This window comes from Streptomyces sp. NPDC004610 (genome assembly GCF_040609715.1).
In the GTDB taxonomy this organism is placed as follows: Bacteria; Actinomycetota; Actinomycetes; order Streptomycetales; family Streptomycetaceae; genus Streptomyces.
Genome location: NZ_JBEXLA010000013.1, coordinates 135,149 through 159,159 on the forward strand (window position 1 = coordinate 135,149; position 24,011 = coordinate 159,159).

The following is a 24,011-nucleotide window of genomic DNA, read 5'->3' on the forward strand; positions in this document are numbered from 1 at the left end:
CGGAGTGAGCGACCTCACAGAGCCCTGACGGTGATCGTCGGCGGCCCGCCCCGCGCGGAGATGATCTGAGAGTCAGGTCACGCCTGCCGCCCCCGTACGACCCGCGCACCGCCCCCGCGCGGCTCCTGTGCCGCGCTCACGCGGGCGGTTATCCACAGGCTGTGGACCGAATGTCGTACGAATCGCCCACAACCCCCTTCTTCAAGCGCACACAGTTGCGAATTTCGACCTGACCCCGGAGTAGCGAAGGGTTGACATCCGGAAGCGCTGAGTGGCTCCGTGAGCCTCTTGGAGCCCCCTTCCGCATATCGGGACCCGGAAGAGCATGGTTCAGGGCGGCACATGCGGACTCAGGTACCGGCAAACGCCCATCAGTGTCAGTGCTACCGGTAGACTGGGAGGTAATCCCGCCCCAATCGTGGGGACCGCCCGGGAAAAGCTGAGCAACGCTGATCAAGGCTTACCAACGCAACATGCCGCAGCCGCTCCGGCAACCTGCCGACGAGCCTGGCTCGTGCTGTGCCAGAAAGGGCGCTTCGTGGCCGATTCCGGCAACCCCAACGAGAACATCCCGTCCACCGAGGCAGGCGCGACCGACCCGGCCGGCGCCGCGAAGGGTGAGGTCACCGCCTCGTACGACGCCAATGCGATCACCGTCCTGGAAGGGCTGGACGCGGTCCGCAAGCGCCCCGGCATGTACATCGGCTCGACCGGTGAGCGAGGGCTGCACCACCTGGTCTACGAGGTCGTCGACAACTCGGTCGACGAGGCGCTGGCCGGCCACGCGGACACCATCGACGTCACGGTCCTCCCGGACGGCGGCGTGCGCGTCGTGGACAACGGCCGCGGTATCCCGGTCGGCATCGTCCCCTCCGAGGGCAAGCCGGCCCTGGAGGTCGTGCTCACCGTGCTGCACGCGGGCGGCAAGTTCGGCGGGGGCGGCTACGCGGTCTCCGGCGGTCTGCACGGCGTGGGCGTGTCCGTGGTCAACGCCCTGTCGTCGAAGGTCGCCGTCGAGGTGCGCACCGACGGCCACCGCTGGACGCAGGACTACAAGATGGGCGTCCCCACGGCCCCGCTGGCCCAGCACGAGGCCATCGAGGAGACGGGCACGTCGGTCACGTTCTGGGCGGACGCGGACATCTTCGAGACCACCGAGTACTCCTTCGAGACGCTCTCGCGGCGCTTCCAGGAGATGGCCTTCCTCAACAAGGGCCTGACCATCAGGCTCACCGACGAGCGCGAGTCGGCGAAGGCCGTGACCGGGGCGGACGAGGCGGGCGGCGACGCCAAGGCCGAGGCCAAGACCGTCACCTACCACTACGAGGGCGGCATCGTCGACTTCGTGAAGTACCTCAACTCGCGCAAGGGCGAGGTGGTCCACCCCACCATCATCGACCTGGAGGCGGAGGACAAGGACAAGGCCCTCTCCCTCGAAGTCGCCATGCAGTGGAACAGCGGCTACAGCGAGGGCGTCTACTCCTTCGCCAACATCATCCACACGCAGGAGGGCGGTACCCACGAGGAGGGCTTCCGCGCGGCGCTGACCAACCTGATCAACAAGTACGCGCGCGACAAGAAGCTGCTCCGCGAGAAGGACGACAACCTCACGGGCGACGACATCCGCGAGGGCCTCACGGCGATCATCTCGGTCAAGCTGAGCGAACCCCAGTTCGAGGGCCAGACCAAGACCAAGCTGGGCAACACCGAGGCCAAGACCTTCGTCCAGAAGGCGGTCTACGAGCACCTCACCGACTGGCTGGACCGCAACCCCAACGAGGCCGCCGACATCGTCCGCAAGGGCATCCAGGCGGCCACCGCGCGCGTGGCGGCCCGCAAGGCGCGCGATCTGACCCGCCGCAAGGGCCTGCTGGAGAGCGCCTCGCTGCCGGGCAAGCTGTCCGACTGCCAGTCGAACGACCCCACCAAGTGCGAGATCTTCATCGTCGAGGGCGACTCCGCCGGCGGCTCGGCCAAGTCCGGCCGCAACCCCGAGGTCCAGGCGATCCTCCCGATCCGCGGCAAGATCCTCAATGTCGAGAAGGCCCGGATCGACAAGATCCTCCAGAACCAGGAGATCCAGGCCCTCATCTCCGCCTTCGGCACCGGGGTGCACGAGGACTTCGACATCGAGAAGCTCCGCTATCACAAGATCATCCTGATGGCGGACGCCGATGTCGACGGCCAGCACATCAACACCCTGCTGCTGACGTTCCTGTTCCGCTTCATGCGCCCGCTGGTCGAGGCCGGGCATGTCTTCCTGTCCCGCCCCCCGCTCTACAAGATCAAGTGGGGCCGGGAGGACGTCGAGTACGCCTACTCCGACCGTGAGCGCGACGCGCTCCTGGAGATGGGCCGCCAGCGCGGCAAGCGGATCCGCGAGGACTCCATCCAGCGCTTCAAGGGCCTCGGCGAGATGAACGCCGAGGAGCTGCGCATCACCACCATGGACCAGGAGCACCGCGTCCTCGGCCAGGTCACCCTGGACGACGCCGCCCAGGCCGACGAGCTGTTCTCGGTCCTGATGGGCGAGGACGTGGAGGCCCGCCGCCAGTTCATCCAGCGCAACGCCAAGGACGTCCGCTTCCTCGACATCTGAGTCGGTCTCAGCTGACCGCACCAGGAAGGATCCTCACCAGCTATGGCCGACGAGAACACCCCTGTCACGCCCGTGACGCCCGAACCCGAGGGCCTGACCCTGCGCGTCGAGCCCGTCGGGCTCGAAACGGAGATGCAGCGCTCGTATCTCGACTACGCGATGTCCGTCATCGTCTCGCGCGCCCTCCCCGACGTCCGGGACGGCCTCAAGCCCGTTCACCGCCGGGTGCTGTACGCGATGTACGACGGCGGTTACCGCCCCGAGCGCGGCTTCTACAAGTGCGCCCGCGTGGTCGGCGACGTCATGGGCAACTACCACCCCCACGGCGACTCCTCCATCTACGACGCCCTGGTCCGGCTGGCCCAGCCCTGGGCGATGCGGATGCCCCTGGTCGACTCCAACGGCAACTTCGGCTCCCCGGGCAACGACCCGGCCGCCGCCATGCGCTACACCGAGTGCAAGATGGCGCCGCTGTCGATGGAGATGGTCCGCGACATCGACGAGGAGACCGTCGACTTCACGGACAACTACGACGGCCGCTCCCAGGAGCCCACCGTCCTGCCCGCCCGCTTCCCGAACCTGCTGATCAACGGCTCGGCGGGCATCGCGGTCGGTATGGCCACCAACATCCCGCCGCACAATCTGCGCGAGGTCGCGGCCGGCGCCCAGTGGTACCTGGAGAACCCCGAGGCGAGCCACGAGGAGCTGCTGGACGCCCTGGTCGAGCGGATCAAGGGCCCCGACTTCCCGACCGGCGCCCTGGTGGTGGGCCGCAAGGGCATCGAGGAGGCGTACCGCACCGGCCGCGGCTCCATCACCATGCGCGCGGTGGTCGAGGTCGAGGAGATCCAGAACCGCCAGTGCCTGGTGGTCACCGAGCTGCCCTATCAGACCAACCCGGACAATCTCGCCCAGAAGATTGCCGACCTGGTGAAGGACGGCAAGGTCGGCGGGATCGCCGACGTCCGCGACGAGACCTCCTCGCGCACCGGCCAGCGCCTGGTCATCGTGCTGAAGCGGGACGCCGTCGCCAAGGTCGTCCTCAACAACCTCTACAAGCACACCGACCTCCAGAGCAACTTCGGCGCGAACATGCTGGCGCTGGTCGACGGCGTACCGCGCACGCTCTCGCTGGACGCCTTCATCCGGCACTGGGTGACCCACCAGATCGAGGTCATCGTCCGCCGGACGAAGTTCCGGCTGCGCAAGGCCGAGGAGCGGGCGCACATCCTGCGCGGCCTGCTCAAGGCGCTGGACGCGATCGACGAGGTCATCGCCCTGATCCGGGCCAGCGACACGGTCGAGATCGCCCGCACCGGCCTGATGGACCTCCTGGAGATCGACGAGATCCAGGCCAACGCCATCCTGGAGATGCAGCTCCGCCGCCTCGCCGCCCTGGAGCGCCAGAAGATCGTCCAGGAGCACGACGAGCTCCAGGCGAAGATCACCGAGTACAACGCGATCCTCGCCTCGCCGGTCCGCCAGCGCGGCATCGTCAGCGAGGAGCTGGCCGCGATCGTCGAGAAGTACGGCGACGACCGCAAGACCCAGCTGATCCCCTACGACGGTGACATGTCCATCGAGGACCTCATCGCCGAGGAGGACATCGTCGTCACCGTCTCGCGCGGCGGTTACGTCAAGCGGACCAAGACGGACGACTACCGCGCCCAGAAGCGCGGCGGCAAGGGCGTCCGGGGAACGAAGCTCAAGGAAGACGACATCGTCGACCACTTCTTCGTCTCCACCACCCACCACTGGCTGCTCTTCTTCACCAACAAGGGCCGGGTCTACCGCGCCAAGGCGTACGAACTGCCGGACGCCGGCCGGGACGCGCGGGGCCAGCATGTCGCCAACCTGCTCGCCTTCCAGCCGGACGAGGCCATCGCCGAGATCCTCGCCATCCGCGACTACGACGCCGCGCCCTATCTGGTCCTCGCGACCAAGGCCGGTCTGGTCAAGAAGACATCTCTGAAGGATTACGACTCGCCGCGCTCCGGCGGGGTCATCGCGATCAATCTGCGCGAACGGGAGGACGGATCCGATGACGAACTGATCGGAGCCGAACTCGTATCGTCCGACGACGATCTCCTTCTGATCAGCAAGAAGGCCCAGTCGATCAGGTTCACCGCGACGGACGAGTCCCTGCGCCCCATGGGCCGTGCGACCTCGGGTGTCAAGGGCATGAGTTTCCGCGAGGGCGACGAGCTGCTCTCGATGAATGTTGTTCGACCCGGTACGTTCGTGTTCACTGCCACTGACGGTGGGTACGCCAAGCGGACCCCCGTCGACGAGTACCGCGTCCAGGGCCGCGGCGGCCTCGGCATCAAGGCCGCCAAGATCGTGGAGGACCGTGGCTCGCTCGTGGGCGCGCTGGTGGTCGAGGAGAGTGACGAGATCCTCGCCATCACACTCTCGGGCGGTGTGATTCGTACGCGAGTCAGCGGGGTAAGGGAGACCGGCCGTGACACCATGGGCGTCCAACTGATCAATCTGGGCAAGCGCGATGCCGTGGTCGGTATCGCACGCAACGCCGAGGCGGGACGCGAGGCGGAGGAGGTCGACGGCGGCGCGGCCGTCGACGAGTCCGCGGAGGGTGCCGTCGCACACGGCACCGACGGCGACGAGTCCGTGGCGGGTGCCGCCCCGAGCGGTACCGTCGGCGAATCCGCCGAGGGTGCCGGGACCACCGGCACGGACGAGGGTGACACGCCCTCGGCCGAGTAGCACGAGGAGTGAGTCAGCGTGAGCGGAGCCACGGGCGCCGGGTCGTCGGCCGGTATCCCGGCCGGTAACTCGACCGGCGCGACACAGGGCGGCGGCGGTCGTGGCTCCGCCGCGCGGACCACGGAGTCGGCGGGGGTGGTGAGATCGGTGGGGGTGTCTTCGACTCCGTCGGTTTCTGCTGGGCCTTCTGCGCCTTCTACTCCGTCGGGTCCTTTGGCTTCTTCGGCTTCGCCGACTTCGGCGGTTTCGGCGGTGGCTCCGTCGGTGCCTTCGGCTCCGGCGGATGGGCAGCCGGTGGCGTATCCGGCGACGGGGGGTCGGCAGGTGACGTATGGGCAGGCGTCCTCACAGGGGGCGTCCTCACAGGGGTCGCAGGCATCTCAGACACCCCACGCGCAGGCGGCCAATCCGCAGGCGAACCCGCAGATCACTGATCCGCACACGACCAATCTGCAAGCGATCAAGTCGGCCAAGGCCGATGCGCACAAGCCCGACACCCATGGATCCCCCACACATGGATCCCAGGCTCATGGATCCCAGGGGGGAACTGTGACGGACACCCGAGGCACCCAGCAGTACGCGGCGGCCGGCGCCGCACAGGCCGGGGCGCAGCCCGCCGCGCAGGGTGCCTCACCCCTGCCGGGGGAGCGCCAGACCCAGCAGGCGGAGACGCCGTACCACCCGCCCGCCGCGTATCAGACGCAGGGCGGTGGCCAGGGGCAGCCGCAGGGCGCGGCCCAGGGGCAGACCGGGGCCGGGGCCGGGGTGCGTCGGCCGCGGACCGGGGCGCGCACCACACCGCGGGTGCGCAAGGCCCGGCTCCGGGTGGCGAAGGCCGACCCGTGGTCCGTGATGAAGGTCAGCTTCCTGCTCTCCATCGCCCTGGGCATCTGCACGATCATCGCCTCGGCGGTGCTGTGGATGGTCATGGACGCGATGGGGGTCTTCTCGACGGTCGGCGGCACGATCTCGGAGGCGACCGGCTCGAACGAGTCGAACGGCTTCGACCTCCAGTCGTTCCTGTCCCTCCCCAACGTCCTGATGTTCACGACGATCATCGCGGTGATCGACGTCGTCCTGGCGACCGCGCTGGCGACGCTGGGGGCGTTCATCTACAACCTGTCGGCGGGGTTCGTGGGGGGCGTGGAGCTGACGCTGGCGGAGGACGAGTGACGGGATTCCCGTCGTTCAAACCTGTGCCGGGTGCCCTGCGGCTATCGATTTTGGGACTGCCCCGGTCGTGCGCTAATCTTCAGGGGTCAGCGCGCGGGACGTACACCGCAGAGCGCGGCGGGGCTATAGCTCAGTTGGTTAGAGCGCATCCCTGATAAGGATGAGGCCACAGGTTCAAATCCTGTTAGCCCCACCAGCGAAAAGGCCCCCGGTCCGGATGGATCGGGGGCCTTTTGCATGCCGGTTGCCGGGGTGGTCGGGCCGGGCCGTGGCGTTGCTGGGTCAGGCCGAGGTTTCTTCCGGCCCGGTGGGGGGCTGGTCCGTCAGGCGCATCGAGGTCAGGCCCTTGCTGGGGGTGCGGCGGGTGCCGGCCGTGCGCTTGCGGAAGCTGTCTATGGGGGACGGGATGACGTTGTCGGGGGTGCGGAGTGCCGTGATGACCTCGGTGAGGTGGGTGCGCATGGCCGATTCCGCCGCGTCCGGATCCCGGCGGGCGATGGCGTCGCGGACGGTCTGATGGGCGTGCCAGCCCTCCGGTTCGGCGACGATGACGATCGAGACGAAGGCCAGCATGGTGCGGTACTGGAGGGGTTCCAGGAGTTCCGCGAGCACCGAGTGACGGGCCATGGCGAGCAGCGTGCGCAGATAGTGGCCGTGGGCGCGGTTCACCGCCGCTCGGTTGTGCTGGTCGAGCGCCTGGAAGCCCTGCCGCAGGGAGTGGTCCAGCCGGGCCAGCTGGTCGGGGTGGTGGAACTCGGCCGCCCGCTGGGCCGCCCAGGGTTCCAGCCGCGCCCTCGCCTCGAAGACCTCCACGATCTCGTCGAGCTGCTCGACACCGAGGCGGGGGATGAACGCGCCCCGGTGCGGCTGGAGTTCCACCAGACCGCGCCCGGCGAGATTGCGCAGCGCCTCGCGTACCGGCAGCCGGGAGACGCCGAGCGAGGCGGCGAGGGTGTCCGCGACGATGTGCTCGCCCGGACTCAGCCGCAGATTCAGGATCTCCGAGGTGAGCAGTTCGGTGACCCGTTGTTCGAGCGTGCCGGAGGGGGGCGTGGGCGCGCCGGAGGGGGGCGGGGCGGGTCGGGATGGCATTGCGCCAGTATCACCGACGGCGGGGGACGGGGTGCCGGGGATGCCCGAGAGGGCTGTGTCCGGGGGCGGATGGGTCATGGGGCGTCGGTGTGGTGTTTTCTGACAGATTCTGATCTTTTGGCTATCGCTGTGGTCTTCTGAGCTGATCGTTTTATTGCTGTGTGCGGGAGTCTTGCGTCCGTCGCTTCGGTGTCGCTGCCGCTGCCGCTGCCGCTGCCGGTGTCGGTGTCGCTGCCTGTGCCGGTGCCGCTTCCGGTGCTTGTGCATGGGTCTGTGTTGCTCGTGGTTCCGGTTCGTATGTCCAGGACCGTGGATGCCAGGCGGCGCAGACGGGTCGGCTGGTGGGCGGTCAGGAGGATCGCCGTGCCCGACGCGGCCGTCGTCCGCAGCAGGTTCTCCACCGTGTCGCTCCACTCCGGGTCCAGATGGGCGAAGGGTTCGTCGGCGAGGAGGAGGTCCGGGGCCGGGAGCAGGGCTCTGGCCAGGGCGGTGCGACGGCGCATCCCGCCCGAGATCTCGTCCGGGCGCAGCGCTGCGGCGGTGTCGAGGTCGAGGTGGGCGAGGAGGTCGTCGGCGCGGTCCGCCTCCAGGGGGGTGGGGCGGCGGCCGAGGCCGTAGAGGACGTTGTCGCGGACGGTGCGCCAGGGGAGCAGGCGGGGGTCCTGGAAGAGCGTGGTGCGGGTGGTGCCCGGGGCGTGGCGGACCGTGCCCGAGGACGGGGGCAGCAGGCCCGCGGCCACCCGCAGGAGGGTGGTTTTGCCGGTGCCGGACGGGCCGTCCAGGGCGATCGTCTCGCCCCGGCGGGCGGTGAGGGAGATGGTCCGGAACGGGGCTGTGGTGCCGAAATAGACCGTTACGTTCCTGATGGCCAGGAGGGGCGGTCCGGCCTCTTCTGGTCCGGCGGTGTTCTCACTTCGCACGCTCGTGCACCTCCATGCGGTGACCTGGACGTTTGCCGGGCGGCGGTGGTGTGGCTCAACGGCCCGATGTCCCAACGCCCTTGACGGGAGCAAGAAAGATCTTATCCAATGCAGCTATGGTAAGCCTAACCTTCCTTCGGGCTTCAGGGCTCCGCTGTGCTGCCGTGCTGGTCACGGCCATGGCCACCGGCTGTAGCGCCTCCGCCGCCGACCAGGACGACGCCGGGGAACCGCCCCGGCTCCGGGTCGCCGCTGGCGGCAGCCTCGCGCTGGCCGCCCCGCTGTCCGGCCTGAGCGACTCCGCCGCGCTGGCCGACCACCTGTCCGGCGTCGAAACGACCCCGGTGACCACGCCGGACGAGTTCAAATCCCTGCTGACCTCGTCCCGCGTCGATCTGGCCGCGCTGCCGACGATCACCGCCGCCAACCTCTACAACCGGGATGTCGGCATCTCCCTGGTCGGTGTGGTGGACGCTGATCTACTCAAAGTGCTCGCACCCGAGGGCGCCTCCGGCTGGCAGGCACTGCGCGGACAGACGGTGTACGTCCCCTTCCAGGGCGACGCCGGTGACATCACCTTCCGCAGCCTCGCCACCGAGAACGGGCTCACCCCCGGCGAGGACTTCGAGATCTCCTACACCCGCTCCATCCCCGAGCTGATGACCGCCGTGGCCACCGGCACCGCGCGCCACGCCCTGCTCCCCGAGCACTTCGCCACGCTCGCCCGGCAGCAGGCACCGGCCGGTCAGGACGGACTGACCGAACTCCTCGACGTCCAGGAGGAGTGGGAACGGGCCACCGGTGCCGGGTCGTTGCCGCAGTCCGCGATCGTGGTGCGGTCCGGGTTCGCCGACGAGCACCCGGGCCTCGTCGACCGGCTGCGTACGTACTTCACCAGCAACACCGCCGGTCTCGCCGACGGGGACGTGGACAGCGCCCGGACCGAGGAACTGGCCGAGGCCACCGGCACCGAAGCCGCCCTGGTCACCCGGCTGCTGCCCACGCTGAACCTCGGCTTCAGCGCGCCCGGCCCCGCCCGGAACGACATCACCACCCTGCTCACCGAGGCCGCCGACCTCGCCCCCCAGTCGGTGGGCGGACGGCTCCCCGAGGGGGAGTTCTACGGTGAATGACAGCGGGGGCGTGATGACCCGGGAGGCGCGACCGACGGCACCTGTGTCCCGGCGCCCCCTCCCCCGTCGCGCCCTCGCCGCCGTACTCACCGCCCTCGCCCTCACCGGCGTCTGGGCCTGGGCCTCCGCGGGGCTGCCCGAGGTCGTGCTCCCCTCTCCCCGGGACACCCTGCGGGAACTGGGCGAACTCGCCTCCGACGGAACCCTGTTCACCGCCCTCGGCACCACCCTGCTCCGCGTCCTCCTCGGCGTCTCCCTCGGCGTCGCCGCCGGGGTGCTCGCCGGTGCCCTGTCCGCCGGCTCCCCGGTCGTCGCCGGGATGCTCGATCCGGCCCGGGTGCTGCTGACCGGCGTCCCGCCCGTGGTCACCGTGATGCTGGCCATGATCTGGCTCGGGCCCGGCGGCACGGTGGTGGTGCTGGCCGTGGTCGCCGTCGTGCTGCCGCAGACGCTGGTCGCCACCCAGGACGCGCTCCGGCGGGTCGATCCGGATCTGCTGGAGATGAGCCGAGGCTTCCGGGTGCCCTGGCACTGGCGGGTACGGCATGTCGTCCTCCCGTCCGTGGTGCCGCCGGTCGTCGCCGCGGTCGCGGTGACCCTCGCCGGTGGGCTGCGCCTTGGGCTGATGGCCGAGGTGCTGGCCGCGCCCGACGGTGTCGGCGCCGCCGTCTCCCAGGCTCGCGGCTATCTGGAGACCGCCGAGGTCTTCGCCTGGGCCGCCGCGGCCGTCCTCTTCGCCGTAGCCGTGGACGCCCTGGCGCTACGACCCCTGCGGCGCCGAACGTCCACCTGGCTGCCGAACGCCTCCTGACCCGCCGTCTTCCCCGCCCCCCGTACTCGACCGGGAGCCCCGATGCAGACCGCCCCCGAATCCTCCGCCCCCGAATCCTCCGCCCGTGAGTCCGTTGCCCGTGAGTCCTCTACGCATGAGTTCTCCGCCGCCGACTCCGACCCCGCCTGTCGGCCGGGCCATGGCCCTGGCGCCCTCTCCCGCGCCGAAGCCGCGGACGCCATCGAACTGCTGCTGGGCAAGGTGGCCCGGTTACGGACCCTCGCAGGCGACCGCTACCCCCTCTACGCCCACCACGGCGACTGGGTCCTCTCCCGGCGCGGCTCCTGGACCCCCGGTTTCTGGGTCGGGCTCCTGCGGCTGACCGCCCGGATCACCGGGGACCGCACGGACCGGCGACGCGCCGAGGCCGCCATCGCGGGGCTCACCGAACGGCTCGGCGACGACACCGTCACCCGCTCCATGACCTTCTGGTACGGCGCCGGAACCGACCGCCCCGACCTCACCCGCGAGGCCGCCCGGCGTCTGCTCGCCACCGCCGACCCGGGCCATGGACTCGTCCCGATCGGCACGGCATGGGAACCGGAGAACGGCCGGCGCCTGGTCGAGGTCGACTGCTGGGGACCACTGGTCCGTCTCCTGAGCCGGTACGCGGAAGAACTCGGGCCCGAGTCCGAGGGGGCGGCACGGGCGTGGCGGACGGTCGTCGCGCAGACCCGGGCTTGTCTGCGCCGGTGCGTCCGGGCGGACTCCTCCGACGATCAACTCCCGACGATCGTGGAGCGGTTCGGGATCAGTTCCTCACCGGAGCCGTCCCCGCCGACCGCCGCCGCCCGTCCCGCCGCCTGGGCGCTCCTCGGGCTCGCCGAGTCGGCCGCCGCCCTGTCCGGGACCGACCCTGCCCTGTCAGGGACCGGCTCCACCCTCGCCGCCGACTGCGTCCAGAGTGCCGTGCGCCTTCAGGGCCGACTGCTCGGGCAACGGGCCGGGCCGGTGGAGGAGGGGCTCATCGCTGATACCTCTGCCGGTACCTCTGCCGGTACCTCCGCTGATACCTCCGCCGACGCCATCGCCGCCGTCGCCCTCCACCGGCTCCCCTCCTCCGTCCCTCACTTCGCCGCCTCGGCGCGGCTCCGTACCGCGCAACTGGTGCGGGAGCAGCTCCGGGCCGACGGGACGTTCACCGGTACGCGCTATCGCGTCGCGGACGGACGCCTCGCCGAGGTCGAGTCCGTCTGGGGCTACTTCTTCCTTCTTCTCGCGCTCGCCATAGATGCCGAGCTGATCCGCAGCGACGAGTTCTGACCGGAGCGCCCTGATCGCAGGGCCGCCGCCTGATTGAGAGTCCTGGTCGGAGAGCTCCGGCCAGAGAGATCCCTCTGGTCGGAGAGTCCTGACCGGAGAGTTCCCGCCACCCTCCACACCCCCTTCTCGGAGGTTCCGCCGTGAGTCGGACATCCCTTCAGCCCAGCACCGCACCCCCACACCGAGCGGCCAGTCCGCTGCCGCTCCACGGATACGCCCTCCAACTGCCCGCCGCCCCGCCACCAGGACTCGCGTCCACTCTGGCCGTCGTACGCGATCACATCGCCCGGTTCGGGGGAGAGACCGTGACGATGAGTGCGGGGGCTGAGTCCCCGGTGGATGCGGATTCCGTACGGCTCCACCTCTCCGCGTCGCATGTTTCACGTGAAACATCGCTCGGCCATCGTGTTTCACGTGAAACATCGCCGGGCCGCCATGTTTCACGTGAAACATCGAACCCCGATGCCCCATTGCCTCACGCGGCCCTCCTCCACCTCCGTGGCTGGGGCGAGTTGGGGAGCACCGAACTCTGGGGGCCGTACGGCGAGACGGCTGCGCAGGCTGTCACCGGGCTGATGGCCGTGCAGGGGAGGGCGACCGGAGGGCCGCGGGCGCTGGGAGTCGATTATCTGGCGGCGGTCGGTGGTGTGGTCGCCACGACGACTCTGCTCGCCACCGCGCTGGGTGAAGCGCGCGGCATGACGATCGACCGGGCCGAACTGGGTCTCGCCCATACGGCGTTGTACTCGCTGGGCCAGTATCTGGCCGCGGCCACGGCGGACGAGGAACCCGAAGCCGTACCCACGCGGCCCTACTCGCCCGGTGCCCAGCCGCCGTTCGTCTCGGCGGACGGGATCCGGTTCGAGGTGGAGGCGCTGGACGCGGCACCCTGGCAGGCGTTCTGGCGGCAACTGGGCGTCCCGGCACGGCAGATCGCCGAGAGCTGGGGTCCTTACATGGGTCGCTATTCGCGGGCGACCGCGCCGGTCGATCCGGCGCTGGCGGAGGCCGCCGTCCGGCATAGCTACGCCGATGTCCGGCGCATGGCCGAGATCACCGGGATGAGTGTCAGCCCGGTGCGGGCGCTGCGCCACCGGATGACGGACGAGGACGTGGTCGAGTACCAGGCGCCATGGACGCTGGTCAGTGAGACCGGCGAGACCGGCGAGACCGGTGTGTTCGGCGAGACCGGTGAGTTCGGTGAGATTGGCGAGACCGGTGAGTTCGGTGAGATCGGTGCCTTCGGTGGCGGTTGTCGTCGTGGTTCCTCTGTGCCCCGGGGGGCGCGGCTTCCGCTGGCCGGGCTGCGGGTCGTGGAGTCGACCCGGCGGATCCAGGGGCCGCTGGCCGGGCTGCTGCTCGGCGCGCTGGGCGCCGAGGTGATACGCATCGAGCCGCCGGGCGGGGACCCGCTACGGGGGATACCGCCGATGGCCGGGGACACCTCGGCCCGGTTCCTGGCGCTCAACCAGGGGAAGTCGGTCCACGAGATCGACTTCCGTACGCCGCGTGGACGGCGGAAGGTGCTCGATCTCGTCGCCGGGGCCGATGTGTTCCTGCACAACTGGGCGCCCGGCAAGGCCGCCCAGCTCGGACTGGACCACACCGACCTGGCCGCCGTCCGCCCCGGCATCGTCTACGCCTGGGCCTCCGGCTGGGGCCGGGACGCGCCCGCCGCGCGGCTGCCCCTCGGTACGGACTTCATGGTGCAGGCGTGGTCGGGTGTGGCCGACGCCTTGCGTACCGAGGACCGGGCTCCGGCGCCCTCCCTGGTCACACTGCTGGATCTGCTGGGTGGCTTCATCGCCGCCGAGGGGATCGTGGCCGGGCTGCTGGCCAGGCGGCGCGGGGCCCGTGGTGTGCGGGTGGACACCTCGCTGCTGGGGGCGTCGCGGGTACTGCTCGGGCCTGGGCTGCGGGGGTGGGGCGTGGGTGAGAGTGCTGTCGCCGAGGGCGGTTCTGGCCGCCGTGCCGGGGGAGGCACGCCCGGTGCCGATGCGCCCGCCGGCTCCCTCGACGCCACCATCCCCTCTGTCCCCGACAACCCTGATCGCCTCGCCCACGCCGGGCTCTCCGGTGTTCCCGTCCGTACCGATCTGCGCGCCCTCCCGGCCGATCCCGTGTTCGGCCAGGTGTTTCTGCGCCGGGGATGTGCCCTGGTGACGCCGCCCTGGAGGTTTTCGTGAAGGAGTCCATCGTCCCGGCCTACCCCGACCTCGTGCCCGTGGCGTTGCGCGCCGAGTGGCGGGAGCGCGGGCTGTATCCCGGGGTCCCCGTGTTCGACCTGTTCCGTCAGCAGGCCGCTGCCCGGCCCGATGCCGTCGCCGTCTTCGACGACAGCGGGGAGACCACGTACGGCGAACTGCTCGACGCGAGTCTGCGGCTGGCCGCCGGGCTGCGGGGGCTCGGGGTCCGGGCCGGGCAGACCGTGGCGAGTCAGCTGCCGAACTCCTGGCAGGCGGTCGCCGTGGATCTGGCCGTGGCCGCGCTCGGCGCGATCGTGCTGCCGTTCCCCGCCGGACGGGGTGACCAGGACATCCGCGCCCTCTTGACCCGCTCGCGGGCCGCCGCGCTGATCGTCCCGGCCCGCTACCAGGACGTCGACCCGGTGTCCGTGGCGACGGCCCTCCTCCCCGAACTGCCCACGCGGGTCCAGCTGATCGCCCAGGGCGGTGGCCCCGACTGCCGTACCGCCGCCCGGTTCGAGGACCTGCTCGGTCACGACCCGCTCGCCGAGCATGACCTGCCCGAGGTCCACGCCGACGACGTCGTACGGCTGCTGGTGTCCTCCGGGACCGAGTCCGAGCCGAAGGTGGTGGCGTACTCGCACAACACGCTGGTCGGTGGGCGTGGGCGGTTTCTCGCGCGGCTCCAGGTCGAAGGGCGGCCGATGCGGGCGATGTATCTGATGCCGCTCGGTTCGTCGTTCGGCTCCGGCGCGGTCTTCTGCGTCCTGGCCGGGCTCGGGGGATCGCTGGTGCTGCGGCGCCGGTTCGAGGCGGGGGCCGCGCTGGCGGCGATCGACCGATGTCGGCCCACCCATCTGCTGGGGGTGCCGACCATGTTCCAGCACATGGTGGCCCATCCCGCGCTCGGCTCCACCGACACCTCGTCCGTGGAGTGCGTGATCACCGGCGGCGCGCTGATCGACGCGGCGACCGCCCGGCGCTGCACCGACCATCTCGGACGGCGGCTGGTCAGCCTGTACGGCTCGGCGGACGGAGTGAACTGCCACACCGGCGTCGACGACCCACCGGAGATCTCGCGGGAGACCCTCGGCCGCCCGGACCCCGACATCTGCGCCATCCGGATCTTGGACGAGGACGGGCGCGAGCTGCCGCAGGGCGAGCCCGGCGAGATCGTCGCCCTCGGGCCGATGACCCCCCTCTGCTATGTCGACGCGCCTGAGCTGAATGAGCGCTACCGGCTGCCCGGCGGCTGGGTGCGCACCGGCGACCGGGGCTGGATCGACACCGAAGGACGCCTGCGGATGGCCGGCCGGAAGAAGGACATCATCATCCGCGGGGGCGGGAACATCAGCCCGGCCCAGTTGGAAGGACTCATCGCCGGACACCCCGAGATGCTGGGTGTGGCGTGCGTGGCCGTGCCCGATCAGGTCTTGGGCCAGCGGGTGTGCGCCTGTCTCGTACCGACCGGGGAACGGGCTCCGACGCTGACCGAGCTGACCGGGTTTCTGCGGGCCGGCGGACTGGAGCCGCACAAGCTGCCGGAGTATCTGCTCGTCCTGGACGAACTGCCCCTGGGCGCGGCCGGGAAGGTCGACAAGAGGGCCCTCGCCGGGTTGGCCGAACGGCACTTCGCCCGGCTCGGCGGCCCTGGCCGACCCAACGGGGTGGTGCTGGGCGGGGAGCGGGATCTGCGGGCGCGGAGTGCTGCGGTCGGAGTTACGGGTGCGGGGGCGCGGTCGTGGGGTGCGGCACCTGTTGGGTCGTCCGGTGCCGTGGCGGCGCCCGTCGGGTTGTCCGGCATCGACTCCCGGGCCGGGGCACCCGACGGTTCCCCCGGCGCCGGGCCACGAGGCACGGCACCCGCCAAGCCCTCCGGCGTCGGCTCGCGGGGCATGGCATCCAGCGGGTCCCCTGGTGCGGGGTTGCGGGTCATGGCGTCCACCGGCTCCTCCGGTGTCGGTTCGAAGGCAACGGTGTCCGCCGGTTCTTCCGGTACCGATTCGCGGGGAACGGCGTCCGCCAGTTCTTCTGGCACCGATTCGCCTGCAACGGCATCCATCGGCTCCTCCAGCACTGATCCGCGGGAATCGGCGTCCACCACCTCCTCCGCCACCGATTCGCCTGCAACGGCATCCACCGGCTCCCCCAGCACCGATCCGCGGGAAACGGTGTCCACCACCTCCTCCGTCACCGATCCGCAGGCAACGGCACCCATCGCCTCCCCCAGCACCGATCCGCGAGCAACGGCACCCGACCGCTCCTCCCTCACCGGCTCACTGGGCATGACAGCCGCCCATCCCTCCGGCATCACCGCCTCGCGGGTCACCGAATCCCCCCACCCCGCCCGACCCATCGCCGAACTGGCGGCTGCCGTGCGGGACTTCGTGGAGCAGGAGGTCATCCCCGCCGAGCCGGTGCTCCAGGGCGACGGGCCGGACGCTCGTCGGCTGCTTCTGGAACTGCGGGCCCGAGCGCGGGAAGCCGGGCTCTGGGGGCTCGGATTCCCCGTGGCCGTCGGCGGACCCGGTCCCGCGCTCGCGGACTATCTGCTGATCGCCGAGCAGGAGGGCCGCTCGGAGTACGGGCCACCCGTGCTCGGCGGCGAGACCATCGTCGACGTACGGATGCTGCGGGCGCATGGCAGCCCGCGGTTGCAGGAGGAGTACGTCGGGCCACTGGTCCGCGGTGAGCTGACGGTCAGTTTCGGGATGACCGAGCCCGACCGGGCCGGTTCGCAGCCGCAGGCCGTGGCGACGCGGGCCGTGCGTGAAGGCGACGGCTGGAGCGTCACCGGGCGCAAGTGGTTCATCTCCAACGCCGGTTTCGCGGACTGCACGGTCACCATGGCCCGTACCGAGAATGGCCTCTCCGCCCTGCTGATCCCCACCTCCGCACCCGGCTACCGCAAGGTGCGGCCCCTCAAGGTGTACGGCCGGGACACCGGGCAGTGGGAGATCGAGCTGGACCGGGTCCATGTCCCCGGGTATCTGCTGCTGGGCCGGGAAGGCGAGGGCCTCACGGTCGCCGGGGAGCGGCTCGGCCTCGGACGCACCCTGCGCTCCATGCACTGGCTCGGAGCCGCCCAGCGCGCTTTCGACCTGATGTGCCGACGACTGCGCGAGCGCGAGGTGCACGGCGGACTGCTCAGCGAGCGCCAGCTCATGCGTGAGCACGTCTTCCTCTCCTACAGCCAGATCAGCGCGGCCCGGGACCTCACCCTGCGTGCGGCCCAGGCCCTCGACCAGGGCCGGGACGCGCGGGTGGAGGTGGCCGCCGCCAAGGTGGCGGCCTCGCGGGCGGCGAACGACGTCGCCGACCGGGCGGTGCAGGTGTTCGGCGCCGAGGGACTCTCGGACGATCAGCCGCTCTCCGCGATGGCCCGACGGCTGCGCACCACCCGCATCCTCGACGGCCCCGACGAGGTCCACATCACCAGCGCGGCGAGCAGGCTGCTTCAGACCTTCGCCTCCGCACCCTCCTTCGACTTCACCCACTCCGGCAGCGGACCCCTCCCCTCCGGCACCGACCCCACCCACCCCGTCAGCGCTCTCGACCACCTCCTGGAGGCGACCGCCCCGTGACCCCCCTCAACCCCGTCCCCACCTCCGGCGCCGCCGTGGAGGCCGCCCGTGCCCTGGTCCCCGCCCTCCGGGACCGGGCCGTGCGAGCCGACGCCGAGCGGACCGTCGCCGCCGAGACCGTCGAGCTGCTGGACGACGCGGACCTCTTCCACGTCCTCACCCCCACCGAACTGGGCGGCCTGGGACTGGACTTCGAGACCGCGCTGCGCACCACCGCCGAACTCTCCCGGGGCTGCGCCTCCACCGGCTGGCTGCGGGCCGTCATGGGCGGCAACACCTGGGCGGTGGCCCAGATGGACGAGGCCGCGCAGAAGGAGGTGCTGCGCGAGCCCGGCCGACGGATCGCCCTCCAGTTGAGGGCGAGCGGCCCGGCGGCCGAGCGGGTGTCCGGCGGCTACCGGCTGCGCCAGGTACGCGGACGGTTCTGCAGCGGCATCGATCACGCCCACTGGATCCTCGCCGGTCTCGACATCGAGTCCGGTGAGCCCGGCCAGGCGCCCGTACCCCATGTCGTCCTGATCCCCGTCGAGGACCTCACGGTCGTGGACGACTGGCACACCTTCGGTCTGCGGGGCACCGGCAGCCGCTCCTTCGTCATCGAGGAGACGTTCGTCCCCGAACACCGGGCGCTGCCGCTCGGCGAACTGGATCCGCTGACCGCGACCCGCCCCCGTCCGGCCGGGCCGGTCTACCGGATGGCGTTCACCGCGATCGGCACGGTGGCCCTGACCGGCGTGCTCCTCGGCACCGCCCGCGCCGCCCTCGATCTGTACGCCGCGACGGGACGGCACAGCAGCGCCGTCGACGTCCCCGAGCTGACTGGGACCGTCGACGCGGCCGAGGCGCTGCTCCTCGCCGACCTCGCCCTGCTCGCCGGCGCGGCCGTGCCCGGCGGCAACCGTGAGGAACGGGCCCGGACGCGCCGGGACATCGCCTGGGCGGGCTCCCGCTGCCGGGATGTCGTCAACACCGTCTTCCAGCACGCCGGTTCAGGCGGGGTGTACGACAGCGCCCCGCTGCAACGCCTGTGGCGCGACGCGCATGCCGCCGCACTGCATCCGACGTTCGATCTGACCCGCTGGGGCGGACATTACGCGGCTGTCGCGGCGGCGGAAGCGGAGAAGACGGAGAAGGCGGAGACAGAGATGGAGACGGCGGCTACGGGGGCGGAGACGGAGGTAGGTGGGGTGGATCGGTCGACGCCCTGAGCGTTCTGCCGCTGTCCGGCCCCGGCCCACGAGACCAACGGCAACAGCCCGGCGCTTACACAGCAGCACGCCTGATGTTTCACGTGAAACATCACCCGACCCTGACCCCGACCCCGACCCCACCCCGGACCCTCGGCCCCCAACCCTCCTCGTCCCCTCCCCCCATCCAGCGCCCCATGTTTCACGTGAAACATCGAACCGCTCGCTGTTTCACGTGAAACATCACCGGGCCCACCCCTCCGTCATCAGCCCATCCCACCCCACTCCACCCCACCCCACCCACCCCTCCCTGAAGGAGCCGACCATGACCACCCCCACCTCTGCCCCCACCCCCCGCACCCTCGACGAACTCAGCGACATCGTCACCCCCTACGCCATCCGGATCGCCGCCACACTCCGTCTCGCCGATCACATGGCGGCGGGCCACACCAAGGTCGCCGATCTGGCCGAGGCATCCGGTACCCGGCCCCGGCCGCTCGCGGCGATCCTGGAGTACCTGAGCCGCCGGGGCGTGTTCGCCCGGCTCTCCCCCCAGGAGTACGGCCTCAACGCGGAGGCCGAGCGGCTGCGCGACGACCACCCCGGTGGACTGCGTTTCCGGCTCGATCTCGGTGAGGTCGGCAGCCATGTCGAGACCGCCCATCTCTCCTACGTCGACTTCGCCCGCCGCGACACCGAGTCCGGCTCGGCGTACCAGGCCCACTACGGCACCGACCTCTGGACCGCGCTCGCCCAGGACCAGGCCCTCGGGGCGTCATGGGACCGATTCATGAGCATGATCACCCAGATCGCCACCGACCAGGTGGTGACCCGCTTCGACTGGAGCCGTCGCTCCCACCTCGTGGACGTCGGTGGCGGCAGCGGCACCCTGCTCCTGGCCGTGCTCGCGGCCCACCCCGAACTCTCCGGCACGCTGGTGGAGATCGACCCGGCGGCGAGCGCGGCCCGTGAGGCGATACAGGCGGCCGGGCTCGACACCCGCGCCACGGTCGCCGAACAGAGCTTCTTCGCGCCCCTCCCCGCCGACGGCGATGTCTATCTCCTCGCCCAGGTGCTGCACGACTGGGACGACGCCGACGCGGTGCGCATCCTGCGGCGCTGTGCGGAGGCCGCCGGGCCCGACGGCCGGGTGCTGCTGGTGGAACGCCTGCCGCATCTCGACACGAGCCGGCTGCACGCCAGCTGGATGGATCTGCGGATGCTGATGCTGTTCGGCGGCGGGGAGCGCACGGAGGAGCAGTACCGCACGCTGATCACCGACGCCGGGATGTCCCTGGACCTGACCCAGGTGGTCTCCTCCGGGGCACTGGGCGGCGAGATGGTGCTGCTGGAGTGCTCGGTACGGCGGTGAGCGACGCCATGCCGAAGGCCGCGTCCTCCGTCCTCGTCCTGGTCGCCCATCCCGATCTGCGCCGCTCCCGCGTCAACGCGGCGCTGGCCGACGCCGTACGCGGCCTGCGGCACATCACCGTCCATGATCTGTACGGCGCCTACGGCACCGCCTACGACACCGCCGACGGCCCTCGTCCAGGTGCCCGCTTCGACGTGCCGCGTGAGCGCGCGCTGCTGGGCGCCCATGACACGGTCGTCCTTCAGTTCCCCTTCTACTGGTACTCGACGCCGCCGCTGCTCAAGCAGTGGCTGGACGAAGTGGTGCCGTACAGCAGGGTGTACGGCGGGAAGAGCCTCCGGCTGGCTGTGACCACCGGTTGCGCGGCCCACAGTTACGGCCCTGACGGCCGTACCGGATTCACCATGGCGGAGCTGCTGCGTCCGCTGGAGGCCGTGGCCCGGGTCACCGGGATGCGGCTGGACACCCCGTACGTCGTGTACGGGGCGGGAGGGCTCAGCGACGACGCGCTGAAGTTGGCCGCCGAGGGCTACGCGGAGCTGCTGTCGGCGGGGTGACGCCCATGGGGGCCCGGTCGCCACACGCGGCCGGACCTGGCACAAGCTCAGGCTTCAGAAGTAACCAAGATCGCCTGCCGGCGGGACCGGCACAGACGGAACGCGAGGTACAAGGCAACAGGAGAACAAACGATCAGCAAGCGGGAGGAGCCAAGAGGGACCAGGGGGAGCCAGAGGGAAGACCTGCTGGGTCCGAGAAGAGCCAGATAGAGCCAATTGGAGCCGGTGGGAGTCAGGGGGACGGGATCGGGTGGAGCAGTCGGGAGCGAAGGGTCCGGGCTGCTCACCGCTGGAGCGAGACCGCGCGGGCGGGGGCGGCGTCGACGCCTCGCGAGACATGGCCGGTACGGTCGCCCTGCTGGACGGTGTGGCCCTGCTGGACGGTGTGGCCCCGCTGGGCGGCGTGGCCCCGCTGGGCGGCGTGATCCTGCTGGGCGGTGTGGCCCGGCTGGGCGGCGTAATCCTTCTGACCACGGTGGCCTTGCGGCGCGATGGGGCTCTTCTGGCCACGGTGTCCCTGCGGGGCGGTGGGAGTCTTCCGGCCCTGGTGTCCCTGCTGGGCGGTAGACCCCTTCTGGCCATGACCAGGCTGCCCCTGCCGACCGATGGTGTGACCCTTCTGGCCACGAGAACCCTGCTGCTCGACGCGGTCACGATCACGGTCCCGTGCGCCCCGTTCCGCTCGATCGCCCTGCTGGCCTCCATCGGCCCGCTCCCCTCGGCTGTCACGGCCCGTATCCGTGCCGCCGCCCGTGGCCGTGGCCTTCGCGGAACGCTGCCCGTCGTCGCAGTGGTCGGCGGCGGCCTTGGTGCCACTTCTCGTACCGACGTCGTCGGATGCGTCGCTGCCGCGGTCGCCGTCGCCGGCGTTCGTGGCGTCCGAAGTGCCGTCCGACAGGGCGCGATGGCGGCAACTCGGCGTCTTGCCGTGGGCCTCCGCTCCGATCCGCTGTTTCATTGTGGGTGGCAGGGACCGGGCATGGGCCCAGGCCCCGATGGACGCCGCCGGCAGCGCCGTGGTGGCGGCGGTCTCGGCGCTGGTGGGCGCGGCCTCGGTCTGCGGGGTCGTCGCAGCCGCGGCGGCGGCCGTGGTGGTGATGAGTCCGAGCGCCGTGCACAGCGCGAGGAAGGCGGTGACGATGGCGGTCCACAGCGTCATGACCTTGTTCCTGGTCATGGCCCCTCACTTTCAGGTTGGGCGATTTGCGTACTTTCCTCATGATGTGTATGGCGACCGTGAAGTGGTGGACCGACGCTCACGGCGCGTCGATCGTCTGATGAACACCACACGGATGGGTGTAAGACGCAAAAAAGGCTGTGAAAAAGGGAGGAGACGGTGAAACCGCAGACATAGTGACCGGCCGTAGGTGTGTGATCACCCTCCGGTCCGAATGTCGGCGCCCGCTCCCGCCAGGGCCGTATCGGGGCCTCGGACGCCGGGAGTTGGGGGCCACCACAGGTCACATACCGATATCGGCCGGTGTGTATAGTCGGGCGGCAGAGGTCCCCTACGTCAAGGAAAGACGAGGTCGCGCGGTGAAGAAGCTTCTCCTGGTCGCACTGGCCGCCATCGGCGGGCTCCTCGTGTACCGCCAGATCCAGGCGGATCGCGCCGAGCAGGATCTGTGGACGGAGGCGACTGACTCCGTGCCCACGGGTTCGTGAGCATCGACAATCAGTTCTGAGCGATCGGCGTTCGGTGTTCGCACCGATGCCCGGTCCTGAAAGACCCCGGCCGCCCACGCGGTCGGGGTTTTGCGTGTACGGGGCCGTGTGGCGCGGCAGGATGGCCGGGGTACGGAGGACTCGGCCGACTGGTGACTAGGGGTGGCGCGTGATACGGCGGTGGCGTACGGCGTGGGCGGGCGCGACGACGGCGCTGGGAACGGCCCTCGTCCTGCTGGCTCCCCATCCGGCGCATTCCGCCGGAACTTCTCTGTCCGCGGAGGGCGGGTACGGCTTCGCCGAGGGCGCCCGTGCCGTCGAGCCCGCCGAGTCCACCACCGGCGCCGAGCGCCTGGAGGCCGGTGTCCCCTACCGCAGCACCCTGCCGTCCGAGGGAAAGATCTACTTCCGTCTGGAACTCGACGCGGACTCCACCACGTACGTCGCCGCCACCGCCGTACCCCCCGACGACGCCGAGGCGGCCTCCGCCGATGGCATCAGGGTGACGGTGGAGGACACCGACGGCGGTTCGTGCTCGTACGACACGGAGACCATCGGCGCCACCCGCAGCCCGCACCCGATCGTGGCGTGGGGGGCCCGCGAGGCCGGGCCGGGGAGCAACCGCTGCGAGGGCGCGGGCACGTACTACGTCGTCGTGGAGCGGGTCGCCACGGCCACCTCCGCGCCGGACGCCTGGGATCTGGAGCTGTCCGTGGTCACCGAGCCAGGGCTGTCGGAGCCCGGCGCGACCCAGGCGCCCCGGAGCTGGAACTCCGCGACCCCCAAGGCGGTGACCGGCGACCCGGTCCGCCGCCCCGGCGGCACGGGCTTCGCCTCGGCGGCCCGGCTCGGCGAGGGCGTCTGGGAGGACAGGATCGTCCCAGGTCAGACCCTGTACTACGAGGTCCCGCTGGACTGGGGCACCCAACTCTCCGCGACCGCCGAACTGGGCGGCTCGGGCGAGCAGGGCTCCTACACCTCCGGCGCGCTCGATCTGACCCTGCACAACCCGGTGCGCGCCCCCGTCGAGGACGCCGGAGCCGGTTACAGCGGACGACAGGCGTCCGCCGCGCTGCAACCGCTGCCGCCGGTCGGGTACGACAACCGGCACGCGACGGCGGGGCGGGTGAACGGGATGCGCTTCGCGGGCTCGTACTACCTCGTCGTCCATCTTTCCGAACAGGTGGCCGAACGGCTCAGTGCCGGGCCCTTCGGGCTGACCCTGCGCGTGGGCGTCGAGGGGGCGGCGCGGCCGGGGCCCGCATATAAGGGGGAGCCGGTGCCGGGCGGCGTCTTCACGGCAGAGGCCGCGGCCGACGGCTCCGACGACGGCACGGGCGGCGATCTGGCCGGGCCGGTGGGGGGCGGAGTGTCCGGGGGCACGGGGGCCTCCGGCACGATGACGGCGCTCGCGGCGGGCGGCATCGGTGCGGGGACGGTTCTGCTGGCCTGGCTCGCGGTGTGGTCGCTGCTGGGCCGCCGACGGAGCAGCGCGGGCACACGGGGAACCGGAACGCCGGGAGGCGGACGACGCGGGGCGGGTGCGCGAGGCGCGGGAGCACGAGGCGCGGGAGCACGAGGAGGAGGCTCCGGGCGCCGGACCGCCGTCTGACGGGGCCGCAGCACCGGCCGTGCTAGCGCGATGGTCTCGCCGACCAAGCTCGCGCGGGTTTGAGGGGACCGGCCGGTACCGGTGCGTGAGGGGCGTGCCGGGGATGGGGGCG

At 71.0% G+C, this 24,011-nt stretch carries 15 protein-coding genes, 1 tRNA gene and 1 pseudogene; 14 read left to right on the forward strand and 3 right to left on the reverse strand.

The features are described 5' to 3' along the window. Window positions 1-514 precede the first annotated feature (514 nt). The 4 genes from gyrB (at window position 515) to ABZX40_RS17040 (ending at window position 6,692) form a co-directional block, all read left to right on the forward strand. Window positions 515-2,599, forward strand: coding sequence for a DNA topoisomerase (ATP-hydrolyzing) subunit B (gene gyrB / locus ABZX40_RS17025; protein ID WP_355739146.1), 2,085 nt, complete (start codon window positions 515-517; stop codon window positions 2,597-2,599). 42 nt (window positions 2,600-2,641) lie between these two features. Next, on the forward strand, window positions 2,642-5,323 hold the full coding sequence (gyrA, locus tag ABZX40_RS17030) for a DNA gyrase subunit A (protein WP_355739149.1): 2,682 nt from the start codon (window positions 2,642-2,644) through the stop codon (window positions 5,321-5,323). Between the two features lie 426 nt (window positions 5,324-5,749). Further along, complete coding sequence (locus ABZX40_RS17035; protein WP_355739293.1) at window positions 5,750-6,496, forward strand: DUF3566 domain-containing protein; 747 nt, start codon at window positions 5,750-5,752, stop codon at window positions 6,494-6,496. A 119-nt stretch (window positions 6,497-6,615) separates the two neighbouring features. Then, window positions 6,616-6,692: transfer RNA gene (locus ABZX40_RS17040), tRNA-Ile, on the forward strand. Between the two features lie 86 nt (window positions 6,693-6,778). Here the strand turns inward: ABZX40_RS17040 and ABZX40_RS17045 are convergent. Both ABZX40_RS17045 and ABZX40_RS17050 read right to left on the reverse strand, forming a co-directional pair. Then, the gene (locus ABZX40_RS17045) at window positions 6,779-7,588 is read right to left on the reverse strand and encodes a GntR family transcriptional regulator (protein WP_355739151.1); all 810 of its coding nucleotides are present in this window, start codon (window positions 7,586-7,588) and stop codon (window positions 6,779-6,781) included. A 74-nt stretch (window positions 7,589-7,662) separates the two neighbouring features. Continuing rightward, window positions 7,663-8,508, reverse strand: coding sequence for an ATP-binding cassette domain-containing protein (locus ABZX40_RS17050; protein ID WP_355739153.1), 846 nt, complete (start codon window positions 8,506-8,508; stop codon window positions 7,663-7,665). Between the two features lie 164 nt (window positions 8,509-8,672). On the opposite strand from ABZX40_RS17050, the gene ABZX40_RS17055 reads away from it, so the two are divergent. The 8 genes from ABZX40_RS17055 to ABZX40_RS17090 all read left to right on the forward strand — a co-directional run bounded on the left by ABZX40_RS17055 (window position 8,673) and on the right by ABZX40_RS17090 (window position 20,622). Further along, entirely contained in the window at window positions 8,673-9,641 is a 969-nt protein-coding gene (locus ABZX40_RS17055) for a hypothetical protein (RefSeq protein ID WP_355739155.1), read from the forward strand. Beyond that, the gene (locus ABZX40_RS17060) at window positions 9,634-10,452 is read left to right on the forward strand and encodes an ABC transporter permease subunit (protein WP_355739157.1); all 819 of its coding nucleotides are present in this window, start codon (window positions 9,634-9,636) and stop codon (window positions 10,450-10,452) included. Before ABZX40_RS17055 ends, ABZX40_RS17060 begins: the two co-directional genes overlap by 8 nt. 42 nt (window positions 10,453-10,494) lie before the next feature. Further along, on the forward strand, window positions 10,495-11,736 hold the full coding sequence (locus tag ABZX40_RS17065; protein ID WP_355739160.1) for a hypothetical protein: 1,242 nt from the start codon (window positions 10,495-10,497) through the stop codon (window positions 11,734-11,736). A gap of 470 nt (window positions 11,737-12,206) precedes the next feature. After that, window positions 12,207-13,922: a CoA transferase gene (locus tag ABZX40_RS17070; protein WP_355739162.1), complete on the forward strand. Its 1,716-nt coding sequence runs from the start codon at window positions 12,207-12,209 to the stop codon at window positions 13,920-13,922. Further along, a complete protein-coding gene (locus ABZX40_RS17075) occupies window positions 13,919-17,506 on the forward strand; it encodes an AMP-binding protein (protein ID WP_355739165.1) in 3,588 nt (1,195 codons plus the stop codon). The genes ABZX40_RS17070 and ABZX40_RS17075 overlap by 4 nt, the downstream gene beginning before the upstream one ends. After that, window positions 17,503-18,714 (forward strand): acyl-CoA dehydrogenase family protein, encoded by a 1,212-nt coding sequence (locus tag ABZX40_RS17080; protein ID WP_355739168.1) that lies wholly within the window; start codon window positions 17,503-17,505, stop codon window positions 18,712-18,714. The genes ABZX40_RS17075 and ABZX40_RS17080 overlap by 4 nt, the downstream gene beginning before the upstream one ends. Window positions 18,715-19,018: 304 nt before the next feature. Further along, window positions 19,019-20,065, forward strand: coding sequence for a methyltransferase (locus ABZX40_RS17085; protein WP_355739170.1), 1,047 nt, complete (start codon window positions 19,019-19,021; stop codon window positions 20,063-20,065). Next, on the forward strand, window positions 20,062-20,622 hold the full coding sequence (locus ABZX40_RS17090; protein ID WP_355739173.1) for an NAD(P)H-dependent oxidoreductase: 561 nt from the start codon (window positions 20,062-20,064) through the stop codon (window positions 20,620-20,622). The genes ABZX40_RS17085 and ABZX40_RS17090 overlap by 4 nt, the downstream gene beginning before the upstream one ends. Window positions 20,623-21,505: 883 nt before the next feature. On the opposite strand, the pseudogene ABZX40_RS17095 reads toward ABZX40_RS17090, so the two are convergent. Further along, a pseudogene (locus ABZX40_RS17095) lies at window positions 21,506-21,799 on the reverse strand (DUF6344 domain-containing protein); the annotation flags it as partial. 359 nt (window positions 21,800-22,158) lie between these two features. Here ABZX40_RS17095 and ABZX40_RS17100 point away from each other — a divergent pair. Both ABZX40_RS17100 and ABZX40_RS17105 read left to right on the forward strand, forming a co-directional pair. Further along, complete coding sequence (locus ABZX40_RS17100; RefSeq protein ID WP_003999697.1) at window positions 22,159-22,287, forward strand: DLW-39 family protein; 129 nt, start codon at window positions 22,159-22,161, stop codon at window positions 22,285-22,287. Between the two features lie 169 nt (window positions 22,288-22,456). Further along, window positions 22,457-23,899, forward strand: coding sequence for a hypothetical protein (locus tag ABZX40_RS17105; RefSeq protein WP_355739176.1), 1,443 nt, complete (start codon window positions 22,457-22,459; stop codon window positions 23,897-23,899). Window positions 23,900-24,011: the final 112 nt, after the last annotated feature.

Bases quoted from the DNA above. Each gene is read 5' to 3' on its own strand.
- gyrA (WP_355739149.1), top strand. From the start codon at position 2,642: ATGGCCGACGAGAACACCCCTGTCACGCCCGTGACGCCCGAACCCGAG.
- ABZX40_RS17065 (WP_355739160.1), top strand. From the start codon at position 10,495: ATGCAGACCGCCCCCGAATCCTCCGCCCCCGAATCCTCCGCCCGTGAG.
- ABZX40_RS17085 (WP_355739170.1), top strand. From the start codon at position 19,019: ATGACCACCCCCACCTCTGCCCCCACCCCCCGCACCCTCGACGAACTC.
- ABZX40_RS17045 (WP_355739151.1), bottom strand. From the start codon at position 7,588: ATGCCATCCCGACCCGCCCCGCCCCCCTCCGGCGCGCCCACGCCCCCC.